This window comes from uncultured Henriciella sp. (genome assembly GCF_964005855.1).
Lineage (GTDB): Bacteria > Pseudomonadota > Alphaproteobacteria > Caulobacterales > Hyphomonadaceae > Henriciella.
The window spans coordinates 48,061-60,105 of record NZ_CAXFSW010000006.1; the positions used below are offsets into that span (position 1 = coordinate 48,061).

At 61.6% G+C, this 12,045-nt stretch carries 12 protein-coding genes; 6 read left to right on the forward strand and 6 right to left on the reverse strand.

Features of this window, described 5'->3' with window-relative positions:
- Nucleotides 1-101: 101 nt before the first annotated feature.
- The 4 genes from ABNU55_RS09495 to ABNU55_RS09510 all read right to left on the reverse strand — a co-directional run bounded on the left by ABNU55_RS09495 (nt 102) and on the right by ABNU55_RS09510 (nt 4,251).
- Nucleotides 102-1,259 carry an acyl-CoA dehydrogenase family protein gene (locus ABNU55_RS09495; protein WP_348764333.1) on the reverse strand — a complete coding sequence of 386 codons (1,158 nt, stop codon included), beginning with the start codon at nt 1,257-1,259 and terminating at the stop codon, nt 102-104.
- Between the two features lie 20 nt (nt 1,260-1,279).
- Nucleotides 1,280-1,852: a hypothetical protein gene (locus ABNU55_RS09500; protein ID WP_290754887.1), complete on the reverse strand. Its 573-nt coding sequence runs from the start codon at nt 1,850-1,852 to the stop codon at nt 1,280-1,282.
- Between the two features lie 76 nt (nt 1,853-1,928).
- Nucleotides 1,929-3,125, reverse strand: coding sequence for an acyl-CoA dehydrogenase family protein (locus ABNU55_RS09505; RefSeq protein WP_290754885.1), 1,197 nt, complete (start codon nt 3,123-3,125; stop codon nt 1,929-1,931).
- Nucleotides 3,126-3,237: 112 nt separating this feature from the next.
- Nucleotides 3,238-4,251 carry a nicotinate-nucleotide--dimethylbenzimidazole phosphoribosyltransferase gene (locus tag ABNU55_RS09510; RefSeq protein ID WP_290754884.1) on the reverse strand — a complete coding sequence of 338 codons (1,014 nt, stop codon included), beginning with the start codon at nt 4,249-4,251 and terminating at the stop codon, nt 3,238-3,240.
- Nucleotides 4,252-4,363: 112 nt separating this feature from the next.
- Between ABNU55_RS09510 and ABNU55_RS09515 the strand changes: the two genes are divergently transcribed.
- The gene (locus tag ABNU55_RS09515) at nt 4,364-4,570 is read left to right on the forward strand and encodes a DUF1289 domain-containing protein (protein ID WP_290754882.1); all 207 of its coding nucleotides are present in this window, start codon (nt 4,364-4,366) and stop codon (nt 4,568-4,570) included.
- A gap of 16 nt (nt 4,571-4,586) precedes the next feature.
- Complete coding sequence (locus ABNU55_RS09520; protein ID WP_290754881.1) at nt 4,587-5,123, forward strand: TIGR02281 family clan AA aspartic protease; 537 nt, start codon at nt 4,587-4,589, stop codon at nt 5,121-5,123.
- On the opposite strand, the gene ABNU55_RS09525 is transcribed toward ABNU55_RS09520, so the two are convergent.
- The gene (locus ABNU55_RS09525; RefSeq protein ID WP_290754880.1) at nt 5,110-5,934 is read right to left on the reverse strand and encodes a sulfite exporter TauE/SafE family protein; all 825 of its coding nucleotides are present in this window, start codon (nt 5,932-5,934) and stop codon (nt 5,110-5,112) included. The two genes, ABNU55_RS09520 and ABNU55_RS09525, sit on opposite strands and share 14 nt — an antisense overlap.
- Nucleotides 5,934-6,935 (reverse strand): tRNA dihydrouridine(20/20a) synthase DusA, encoded by a 1,002-nt coding sequence (gene dusA / locus ABNU55_RS09530; protein WP_348764334.1) that lies wholly within the window; start codon nt 6,933-6,935, stop codon nt 5,934-5,936. Before dusA ends, ABNU55_RS09525 begins: the two co-directional genes overlap by 1 nt.
- Before the next feature lie 208 nt (nt 6,936-7,143).
- Between dusA and ABNU55_RS09535 the strand changes: the two genes are divergently transcribed.
- The 4 genes from ABNU55_RS09535 (at nt 7,144) to ABNU55_RS09550 (ending at nt 11,881) form a co-directional block, all read left to right on the forward strand.
- Entirely contained in the window at nt 7,144-7,737 is a 594-nt protein-coding gene (locus ABNU55_RS09535) for a TetR/AcrR family transcriptional regulator (protein WP_290751572.1), read from the forward strand.
- 224 nt (nt 7,738-7,961) lie between these two features.
- Complete coding sequence (locus ABNU55_RS09540) at nt 7,962-9,560, forward strand: amidohydrolase (protein ID WP_290751569.1); 1,599 nt, start codon at nt 7,962-7,964, stop codon at nt 9,558-9,560.
- 42 nt (nt 9,561-9,602) lie between these two features.
- On the forward strand, nt 9,603-10,706 hold the full coding sequence (locus tag ABNU55_RS09545; protein WP_290751566.1) for a DUF2817 domain-containing protein: 1,104 nt from the start codon (nt 9,603-9,605) through the stop codon (nt 10,704-10,706).
- The gene (locus ABNU55_RS09550; protein WP_290751564.1) at nt 10,703-11,881 is read left to right on the forward strand and encodes a mandelate racemase/muconate lactonizing enzyme family protein; all 1,179 of its coding nucleotides are present in this window, start codon (nt 10,703-10,705) and stop codon (nt 11,879-11,881) included. Before ABNU55_RS09545 ends, ABNU55_RS09550 begins: the two co-directional genes overlap by 4 nt.
- Nucleotides 11,882-12,045 lie beyond the last annotated feature (164 nt).

The window sequence follows — 12,045 nt, forward strand, 5'->3', positions numbered from 1 at the left end:
AGTATGGCAGCTGGCAAAACATGTCGAGGCCTTCGCGCGTCAAAAGAAAACCCGGCCTGCGCGTGCAGGCCGGGTCTCTATGTCAGTCTATGCGAACGCGCCTATTCGGCGGCCATCGCCTGGTCTTCACCCGACAGGCGCGAATAGCGGCGCATGTGGAAGTCCACATTGCCGAACTCGCTGTCGATCATGGTGAGGCGCTTGAAATAGTGGCCGACGGCAAGCTCATCCGTCATGCCCATACCGCCATGGATCTGGACAGCTTCCTGGCCGACGAAACGCCCGCCCTGTCCGATACGGACCTTCGCCGCCGAAACGGCTTTCTTGCGGGTCACTTCATCTTCGCTGAGCTTTAGCGTCGCCATATAGGTCATGGAGATCGACTGCTCGTGCTCCATGAACATGTCGACCATGCGGTGCTGGAGTACCTGGAACTTGCCGATGGCCACACCGAACTGCTTGCGCTGCTTGGAATATTCGACCGTCTGCTTGTGCGCGACGCCCATGGCGCCCATCGCCTCGGCGCAGGTCGCAACCGTTGCTTCGTCGACAACGCGTTCGATCAGCGGCAGGGCCTTGCCCTCGTCGCCGATCAGGTTGCCGGCCGGGACCGAGACGTTCTCGAAATAGACTTCCGATGCGCGCCGGCCGTCGACAGTTGGATAGTCGCGCGTGGTGATACCGTCGGAATCCTTCTTCACGATGAAGACCGAGATACCATCCTTGTCGCGGCGGTCGCCGGAGGTGCGGGCCGTCACGATGAGATGATCTGCCCACGGCGCGCCGATCACGACCGCCTTGTGGCCGTTCAGCGTGTAGCTGTCGCCGTCCTTTTTCGCCGTGGTCTCAAGATCGTTGAGGTCATAGCGCCCGCGCGGCTCTGCATAGGCAAAGGCAAACACACGTTCGCCGCCGATGATCGCTTCCAGATGCTCGGACTTCTGCTCGTCCGTACCGGCATGTTTCAGGAAGCCGCCTGCGCACACAATGGTCGGCACGTAGGGCTCAACGACCAGCGCCTTGCCGAACTCTTCCATGATAACCATGGAGTCGACCGCGCCGCCGCCGAGACCGCCATCGTCTTCGGAGAAGGGCGCGGCCAGGAGGCCCAGCTCTGCAAATTGCTGCCACATCTCCGGGCGCCAGCCTGACTCGCTGGAAACCACCTTGCGGCGGGTGTCGAAGTCATACTGATCGCGCAGCAGCCGGGCGAGGCTGTCGCGGATCATTGTCTGTTCGTCTGAAAAATTGAAATCCATATCGGTCTCCTCCGGAATTCCTACTGTTCTGTCTTGTTCAAAAACGCCGCGCAATCGCCAAGCAGCTCTGCGGGCGGCATGTCTGGCACCGTCTCGGCCTCGGCGATCAACATGAGGCGATCAATGGTGCCGTCGCCCCAGTCGATCTTGGCCGTATAGGGGTGGGCGCCCAGTACGGTGATTGTCTGGTCTGTATTGTCTTCGTCATCCTCTGCGACATCGATCACGATCTCGCGCGCGGTGACAGTTTCACCCATCAGGAAAAAGTCGACCTCTTCCCCGGCGCGAACAGCTGGATTTCCTTGAATCGAGCTGTCCTCAAGCACCTGCCGCTCTCCAAGTGCGAGCGCGGCGAGGGCTTCCCGCTCGGCCTCGTCCGGCAACTCAGCCTCCACGCAGGCGCGATAGTCGATACCGGAGAAGACGATGTAATAGTCGTCAGCTCCCACCTCATGCGCCGGATCATCGTCGAAAAGGCTCTGATAGATCGCCCAGTCGTCACCAGCGGCAACGATCACTTCACGAAAGCCGGAACTGTAATCGTCATAATGGCTCGTCCAGGACAGGGTCACGCCCGGCGCCGGCTCGAGCATATCCTGCGCCCCAGCCGCAAGGGCCGGGGCGCCAAGAATAAGCCCTGCGAGTACAGTTGCGACCCGGGTCACGGGTCTAGAGCCCGAGGATCATCTTGGTGATGATGTTGCGCTGGATCTCGTTGGACCCGCCATAGATCGAGGTCTTGCGCATGTTGAAATAGGTCGGCGCTGCCTGGTGGGCATAGTCCGGACCGATCGGGAACTCGTTGGAGCCGTCTTCCGGAAAGCCGCGGAAATACGGATGACCATACTGGCCAACGGCTTCCAGCGTCAGCTCCGTCAGGCGCTGCTGGATCTCGGTGCCCTTCACCTTGAGGATAGAGCTTTCCGGACCGGGGCCCTTGCCCTGTGCTTCGCCCGCCAGCGTGCGCAGTTCTGTGAACTCAAGCGCCGTCAGGTCAATCTCAAGCTGCGAGATCTTGCGCAGGAAGTCATCGTCCTTGATCAGCGGCTTGCCTTCCAGAAGCTCGGTCGAGGCAATCTGGCGCAGTTTCTCGACGCCGCGCTTGGAGCGGGCGACGCCAGCAATGCCGGACCGCTCATGCGCCAGCAGGAATTTGGCGTAGGTCCAGCCTTCATTTTCCTTGCCGACGAGGTTTTCGACCGGCACGCGCACATCGGTCAGCCAGGTCTCGTTGACCTCATGGCCGCCATCGATGGTCTTGATGGGCTTAACTTCGATGCCCGGCGTGCGCATGTCAGCCAGGATGAAGGAAATGCCTTCCTGCGGCTTGGATGCGTTCGGATCGGTGCGGCAGAGGAAGAAGCCCCAGTCGGCGTGCTGGGCCAGCGTCGTCCAGGTCTTCTGGCCGTTGATGACATAATGGTCGCCGTCGCGGACAGCCGTCGTCTTGAGCGAGGCAAGGTCGGAGCCTGCACCCGGCTCTGAATAGCCCTGACACCACCAGACTGACCCGTCACGGATGCCCGGCAGGTGCTTGGCTTTCATTTCCTCGGAGCCAAAGGTGTAGATCACGGGGCCGACCATGGAGACGCCGAACGGCAGCGGCATGATCGTGTCCATGCGCGCGTTCTCTTCCGACCAGATATACTTCTGGGTCGGGGTCCAGCCGGTGCCGCCGTATTTTTCCGGCCATGCCGGAACGGACCAGCCCTTCTCACCAAGGATCTGGTGCCAGGCGAGCATGTCGTCCTTGCCGAGATCCTCACGCGCGCCAACGCCGCGCAGGCGTTCTGGATAGTTCTTTTCGATGAATTCGCGGACTTCCTTACGGAAGGCCACTTCTTCAGGCGTGAATTCGAGATTCATGGGCGCGCTCCTCATTATGCTTTGTCTGGAGGTCTTCTGCCTCTCTACCGCAGCGAAAGCAAGTTGACGCGAACGTCAACGTCAGCCTGTCGCACCTGTTAGGTCTGGAAGATCAGCTGTCGCTGGCGGCGGGGGCGCCAAGAAACGGCGCGCAGGCTGTCCGCAGCAGACCAACAGCCGTCACGGAGCCCATTCCGCCCCCTGTATTGAATTCCAGTGGCAGAAGCGGCGGCAGGTCCAGCCGGTCGAGCGCAGCCTGGTGGGCCGGGCGGCGTGTCACATGGGCGGCCAGAAGATGCTCGACCGCGTGCGGATTGAGCGCATGCGCAACGCCTGCCGCAATCGTTGTGGCGAACCCGTCCAGAACGACAGGGACCGACTGGATGCGGGCCGCCAGGATCGCGCCGACGCAGGCGGCAAGCTCGCGCCCGCCCAGACAGCGAAGGGCCTCAAGCGGATCCTCCAGCCGGCCGCGGTGACGTGCGAGACCGGCATTGACCGCCTCGACCCGGGCGGCGCTGATATCTTTCGGCGTGGAGGGGCCGGGCCGCACCCAATAGTCAGGCGTACCGCCATAAAGCGCGCAGGCCACAGCGGCAGCCGCCGTGCCGATGCCCGCGCCAACCACACCAAGGGCCAGAAGGTCTGGTTTGCCCTCAAGCGCCTCGAATCCATAGGCAATCGTTGCGGCGCATTCGCGCTCGCTCATGGCCGCACCATCGGTAAAGTCGGCGGTCGGCTTTTCAATAGCGAGCTCGAACACACGGATATTGGTCTGGTTGGCCGCGGCAATGGCAGAAAGCGGCGCCTTGCCGGCCCGAAGGTCCTCAACCCGCCCGCGGGTATTCTCATCAGACGATAGCGACACTGTTCCGCCGGCCGATGTCACCCCGTGGGAGCCCGCGAAAATGGCAAGAGTCGCATTCTCGATACGCGGAGGGTAGCGCCGCTGCCAGCCGGCCAGCCACTCGGCCGCCTGGCCGAGCTTGCCGAAGTCGCCCTGGCGCCCCATACCCAGAAGCGCCTCATGCACTTTCTTGCTGCAGGCCGCGTCGGGTTCGATGTCGCGCATCGCGAGTTCGCGCACATCGTCAAAAGGTGTCGAAGATTCAGCCGCGTCGTTCACTCTACATTCCTCGCCGTCATTCGGGCGGACAACCGCCTGATCCGGTCTTTTAAGTCAACGATACTTTCGTGAATTTTTGACATAGAGCAACTGCTGCTGAAGAACAGGTCCCATGACATCACCTGCCACCCCACCGATAAAGACCCCCTGCACGAAAGTCTGCGCCGTCGATGGCCAGACGGGTCTCTGCCTTGGCTGCGGGCGGACATTGCGCGAGATCGGTGGATGGTCGACATTCACGCCAGACGAGCGCGAAAGCGTGATGGCCGAGCTCGATGCCCGCATGGACCGGCTGAAATCTCTCGGCAAGCTGGGCTGAAGGAGCAGGCCTTTCGATGAATAACCGTTTCCTGACGCTGATGCTCTGCGCGGGCGCAATTGCGGCCGCGGTGATGCTCGTCCTCAATCCAAGGCTTGAGGCCGCCCGGGACGCCGGCGCCCCCCGCGAGGAAGCCGTGAACGTCATGGATACCGAAGACACCGGCGATGCGAACGAGATGCGCAAGACCGCTGTCATGCTGATAAAATCCGACGGGCATTACTGGGCGCGCGCCCTCGTCAACCGCAAGGCCAGCGTCGACTTCATGGTCGATACGGGCGCCAGCACCGTCGCCCTGACACAGGATGACGCCCAGAAAATGGGCCTTCGCCCGCATACGCTGACCTATGACATCGAGATCCGCACGGCGGGCGGCATTACCTATGGCGCCGATGTCGTCATCGAGTCCATCCGGATCGGTGAGGTCGAAGCCCGCGATGTGCGCGGCGTCGTCATGCAGGATGTCCTCTCCCAGTCGCTTCTGGGCATGAGCTTCCTGCGTGAGCTTTATTCCTATGAGTTTCGCAGCGACCGGCTGATCATCCGGCAATAGTCTTCCAGATCATCCGTGCCGACACGAGCACGAGCAGAACGCCGAACAGCTTGCGCAGCAGGCCCGCATCCAGCTTGTGCGCAAGGGCGGCGCCGAACGGCGCCATGGTCACGGTACAGACCGATATCAGCGCAAAGGCCGGCAGGTTCACATGGCCGAGCGAAAATGGCGGCAGCCCGTCGCGCCCAAGCCCGTTGAGGATCGCGACGATCGCGCCCGGCAGGCCGATTGCCACACCAAAGCCCGCGGCCGTGCCGACAGCCTGATGGATCGGACGCCCGCAAATCGTCATGAGGCTGACCCCGAACGTACCCCCGCCAATCCCCATGATGGCCGACAGCGCGCCCAGCGCCGTGCCGAGACCTGCGCGCGGCGCCCCGCCCGGCAGATCTTCAGCGAGCTTCCAGGTCGGGCGTCCGAAATAGAGCTGTAAGGCGAGGATGAGCAGCAGCCCGCCAAAAGTGAGCGTCAGCGCATCCTTGGAAACGAACCCGGCCACCAGCTGACCGAGGCAGGCCCCGATCACGATCCACGGCGCCCACCCTTTCAGGACAGCCCAGTCGACCGCCCCGCGTCCATTATGCGCCATGACAGACCGTATGGAGGTCAGGATGATCGTCGCGAGCGATGTCGCCACGGCGACATGCATGGCCGTCTCTTCATAGCCAAGGCCGACGAACAGGAAATAGAGAACCGGTACGATGACGGCGCCGCCGCCAATACCAAAAAGGCCCGCAGCCAGCCCGGCTGCGATCCCGGCGGCGACCAGCGAAATGATGAGAACGCCATATTCCGCGAGAAAACTCTCCATCAGGCGGTGACGCTTTCCAGCTGGAGGTGAGAGAGCGCTTCATCCAGCACCTCAAGACCGGCGCCCTCGCGGACCGCTTTTTCAGAAAGTGTCCGGCGCCAGGCCCGCGCGCCCGGCTGGCCGGCAAAGAGGCCCAGCATATGACGCGTCATGGAAGATAGCTTCACACCCTCCTCCAGACGGGCGGTCATATAGGGGCGGTAACGTTCCAATGCCGCGAGCGCGCTTTCCATGTCGAACGCGTCCTCGCCAGTCCCAGTCTCGATCAGCCGGTCCGCCGCCAGCAGGCAGGCAGGCGTCTGATAGGCGGCCCGACCCAACATGACGCCGTCAAATGTCTTCAGGTGTTCGCCGGCCTCGCCCATCGTCTTGATGCCGCCATTGAGAAGTATGGTGAGGTCCGGGCGCTCGGCCTTGAGGTCTGCAACCAGACCATAGTCCAGCGGCGGGATGTCCCGGTTTTCCTTCGGGCTGAGGCCCGACAGCCAGGCCTTGCGCGCATGCACGGTAAAAACCTCGCAACCCGCATCGGCGACCTCATCGACAAAGCCGAACAGCGTCTCGCGCGGTGGGTCCTCATCGACGGCAACACGGCATTTGACAGTTACCGGAATGGACACCGCTGCGCGCATCGCGGCGACACAGGCGGCTACTGTCGAAGGCTCCTGCATCAGGCAGGCCCCGAACCGGCCGGACTGCACCCGGTCCGACGGGCAGCCGCAATTGATGTTCACCTCATCATAGCCAAACGCCTCTGCGATCCGGCTCGCCTCGGCGAGTTTTGCCGGGTCGGACCCGCCAAGCTGCAGCACGACAGGATGCTCTTGCTCACTGAACCCGATCAGCCGCTCCCGGTCCCCATGAATGACCGCGTCCGCCGTCACCATCTCGGTCCACAGCAGCGCCTTGTCCGACAGGGCCCGATGGAACATCCGGCAATGCCGGTCTGTCCAGTCCATCATGGGTGCAACGGAGAATGTGTAATCCAGGGTCATTGTCATACGAAATGGCTTGCGAGAGCTTTATACCGGGTGTGCTGTGCCTGTTCGGAAAGGATGTGTACAGTCTGCGGTCGGTTTGTACGGTGAAATCGCACCTCATCGGAAGATTGTGAGTTCAGTCCAAACCCTTTACCGCCTTCACATTCCAGTTCCCGGCCTGCCGGCCCGCGCATGTTCCGTCCGGCCAAGGCGTAGTAGAGGCCAGCCCATGAGCGATGCCAGCAAACAGAAAAAACTCCCGACCCGTGAGCGTTTGCTGAAAGCTGCGCAGGATATTCTTGCCGAAGCGGGCCTGCAGGCGCTCAACTCAAATGCCATTGTCGAACGCGCGGGCGTCACACCGCCGACCTTCTATCATTATTTTGAAAACAAGCATGTCGTCCTGCGCGAGCTTGGCACGCGCATGATGGATGCGCAGAACGAAGTCCTGAAACGCGATACGGGCCTCACCATCTCGACCGAGGCAGAGTTGCGCGCCGCCTGTCTTACATCGGTCAGGCAATCCTACCGGATGACGCAGAATTTCAGGGGTGGCTACGCCCTGCTGGTGTCGCTTCGCGCCATTCCCGAACTGATCGATGTCCGCCTCAAATCGCATGAGGAGATGGCCCAGCTTCTGGCACGGTATATGGTCGAGCAGGGCCTGACCGATGATTTCGAGGGCACGCTTGTGCGGGCCCGTCTCGGCATCGAGCTGCGTTATGCTGCCATCGAAATGCTCTTCGAGACCGGTTTCAGGCATGAAGATGATGTCCTGAATCATACAGCCGACGCCCTCACCAGCGTCTATGGATTCTTCTAGAGCAGAGCGCCGGAAACGGCCTCCCGCTCATCAGCCGCCCTCCCCGGCACATCCGTCTGAGCAAAGCCCGCACTTCGCTTCCATGCCTCGCATTTACGCGCCGTTCGTTCCTGCCCGCCCCGACTTTTTGCTGAATATAGTTTTTACTATAGACTTTTCGGAAGCGTCCTGACATCTTCCCCTCGTGGCGCGCCGAAGACGTGAAATGACAGGAGGGCCAGAACGTGACCGCCTATCTCTTTTTCAATGGTCCGATTGTGACGATGGCGAAGGGCGAAACCTCGCCTGAAAGCCTGGTGACGCATGAAGGACGCATTGCCTTTACCGGCCCCCGTCAGGAAGCGCTCGACTGGGCGCACCGGCACGGCGTGAACCTCACAGAGCACGACCTTGAGGGCCAGGCGCTCCTGCCGGGTTTCATCGACCCGCACCTGCACCCGATGCCGATGATTTTCTTCGCGATGAATGCCGATCTGGAGCATGCCAGGGACCTGGCAGAGGTAAAGGTCCGTCTCACCTCGAAACTCGCTGACCTGTCTGAGGAAGAATGGCTGATGGGCGTGCAGTTCGAAGCCAAATCCCTGCCCGCCGGTGAACAACTGACCCGCCGCGAACTCGACGGGATGTTTCCCGGGAAAGCGGTGCTCATCTATTCGCGCGATGGCCACAGCGTGATCGTCAACACAAAGGCCCTCGATGCCGCTGGGATAGAAGAGAGCGTGGAGGCACCCTATGGCGGCGTGATCGGGCGCTATCAGGATGGCAGCCTGAACGGCATCTTTGAGGAAAAAGCCATCGGCCTGCCGATGCAGCATTTTCCCTCGCCTCGCCCCGAACGCATGCTCGCCGCCAGCCAGGGGGTCTTCGACCAGCTCGCAGAGGCCGGCATCACCTCGATCGGGGCCATGCTTCAGAGTGACGAGGAAGGCCCCGGCGGTGCCTCCAGCAGAATGGAAGCGCTGCTCTTCCCTCAGCTTCGCGGCCTTATCCCGCAATCGGTCTATGCGATCATCATCGGCAAGACGATGGAAGGCATAAAGTCGGCTATCGAGTCGCCGCTCAACGATCCGGACCAGCATACGGTTACGCGCGCCTTCAAGATCTTTGCAGACGGCACTTTCGGCTCCTGCACCGCCTGCATGACCGAACCCTATGCCGACAAGACCTGCTCGCATGGCTATATGACGCTCTCGGATGACGAGATCTATGCGCGTATGGAAGCGGCGCATCTCGCTGGCTATCAGGTCTGCATCCACGCCATTGGCGACAAAGGCATCGAAAACTGTGTGCGCCTGTTCGAGCGGCTTCTCGACGCACATCCGCGCCCCGGTCACCGCCACCGGATCGAACATGCCTCGATCGCCTCGAAAGACCTCGTCGCGCGGATCGCCAAAGCCGGGCTCAGCATCTGCACACAGCCCCTCTTTATCCGCTCGGAAAGCGACTGGCTGCCCCGGCGGCTCGGCGAAGCCCGCGCCGCCCAAGCCTACCCTTTCCGCGATTTCATTGACGCCGGCATTGTCGTGGCTGGCTCATCGGACGCGCCCATCGAGTCGACCGATGTCGTCGCCGCCCTCGATTTTGCCGTCAATCGCGGCGGTTTCCACCCCGAGCAGGGCATCTCGATTGAGGATGCCCTCGCCATGTACACACGTAACGCCGCCTGGCTGCAGTTCGAGGAAGACCTCAAGGGGACGCTTGAACACGGCAAGCAGGCCGACCTCGTCATCCTCAACGCCGATCCGCTCTCTGTATCCCCGCAGGAAATCGCCGGGCTGAAAGTCCGGGAGACAATAATCCGCGGTGAGTTCGTCAGTCGCTGAAGTCGGAACGCCCCCTCCCGCCCCCTACGGAGATACCGGAAAATGACATCCTGTTTTTCACCGGACTACAGAACCGCAAGGAAGCTCATCCTGCAGAAGACCGCTGCGGCGGGCGACTGGACGCATGAGGCGTTTAAGCACCCCGTTTCGGGCCGTGACGGTGAGCCGGTCTACACGGACGTCTTCTGGAAAGGTCCAAAGGATGCCACCCGTGTGCTGACCATTTCCAGCGGCATCCACGGGGTGGAGGGGTTTTGCGGCTCAGCCGCCCAGTGTCAGTTCATTGAGGATGCGCCCCCACTTGCAGAGGATACGGCTATCCTGCTCATCCATGCGGTGAACCCTTATGGCTTCTCGCACCTGCGCCGCGTGAACGAGAACAATGTGGACCTCAACCGCAACTTCATCGATTTCGATGCGGGCCTGCCTCAGAATGAAAAATACCGCGAGCTCTACGACCTCCTGAACCCGGATGAACTGCCGCCCGAGGGCGCAGACACGATTATTGCCAGGGTCGAGGAATTGCGCGCCTCCATGGAAGCGCTCGATTTCATGAAAGCGGTGACCGGCGGCCAGTATGAGTTTCCCGATGGCATCCAGTTTGGCGGACGGGAACCTGCCTGGTCGCGCCGGACGATGGAAAAGATCTGGGACAGTTATCTCTCCCATGCGGCCATCGTGGTTCAGATAGATGTGCACACCGGTCTCGGCCCGTCCGGCCTCGGCCTCCTGATGATGGCGGCAGACGATGAAGAGCCCCATAAGGCACTGACGGCTGAATGGTTCGGCGACATGTTCGTGACCCCGCGCCCGCACAGCGCCTCGGATACCATCCTCGGCGGCTACATGAATGCGGGGATGGAAAACCATCTGGGCGCCCGGACATGGGTCATCCCCATGACCCTGGAATACGGCACAGAGCCGGCCAAAGCCGTCCTCGGCATGCTGATCGAGGATAACTGGCTCACCCATCACGGCGATGTCGAAAGCGAGCGCGGCCGCGACATCCGCCAGCGGCTCCTGCGCGTCTTCTATCCAGATGACAAAGCCTGGAAAGACGCGGTCCTCACCCGCGCCCGCGACGTCTTCGACCGTGCGCTGGCCGGACTTCAAAGCCTCTCTCCTGAAAAAAGGTACCCGCAATGAAACAGGCCCACGACCCAATCACCAGGATCGAGCTCTTTCCGGTCTTCGTGCCCTTCCAGGAACGTGTGCGCCAGGTCCTTCAGGGGGGCACCGGCAAGGTGGCAATGGGGCTGGATGTCGACGATCACTGGCTCGGCGGGGACTTCCTTGTCTGCCGGATGACCACCGAGAACGGCGTGGTCGGTTTCGGCGATGTCTATGTCTGGCTTGTCGAAAGCTCCACCTCTCCGGCGCTCATGGCCGAAGTGATCAAGACCCAGCTTGGCCGCTTCGTCCTTGGCCGGTCGCCCTTTGACCGTGAGCTGATCCATCAGAAATTCGATAACAATGTCGCCCGCAATGAAATGGCAAAGGGCCTGCTGGACCTCGCCCTGTTCGATGTCGCAGCGCGCTCCATCGGCCGGCCTGTCCACGACCTTTGCGGCGGGCAACAGACAGACCGTATCCCGCTCAGCATGGTGCTGCCGCTGACCGCCACCGATACCATTCTCGAGCTTGTGAAAGCCGGAATGGAAAGCGGGATCAAATCCTTCCGCTGCAAGCTTGGGGACGGACGGCGCCGCGATGTCGAGATCGTCAGCGCCGTGCGGGACCTGATCGGCCCGGATGCCGGCCTGCGCGTCGACTATAACCAGGCCTACAATCCCAATGAGGCGCTTGAATGCATTGAGGCCATCAAGCCCTATTGTATCGATTTTGCCGAACAGCCCGTAAAAGCCGACGACTTTGCCGGCATGGCCTGGGTCCAGTCACGCACAGACGTGCCGCTCATGGCGCATGAAGGCTGCTTCGGCCTGCGCGACATGATTACCCTTGCCGAAATGGGGGCGGTCAGAACGTTCGGCATCAATCCCGAACGTCCGGGCGGGCTGACGCATGCGCTCAAGGCCATCGATTATGCTGCCGCCAGAGGCATCGATGTCTGCCTGCACAATCAGCCTTCGGGCCTTGGCAGCGCGGTCATCCTGCACACGCATGCAGCCCGCGCCCGCAATATCCGGAATGCGACCGAGCTTCAGGGCCACACAATGCTGGAGCATGACCTTCTTAGAGAACGCATCACCTATGAGGACGGCTACGCCCATCTGCCGGATGGGCCCGGCTGGGGCGTAGAGGTCGATATGGATGCGGTCGACAGATATCAGACCCACCCAACGGTCACGATAGAGGCGTGAAACCCTGAAGCTGCTTGTTCACAAACAACGATAACTTTCCGGCGGGTGTCGCCGGTCCGGCCCTTCCCGCGGACGGAGAACCCGGCACCCGGGCTGTACAAGACCCGTAAGGTAGCTATAGCTATCTTTATTGCGACCGATATTTTGCCGCCTCTCCAAAGGAA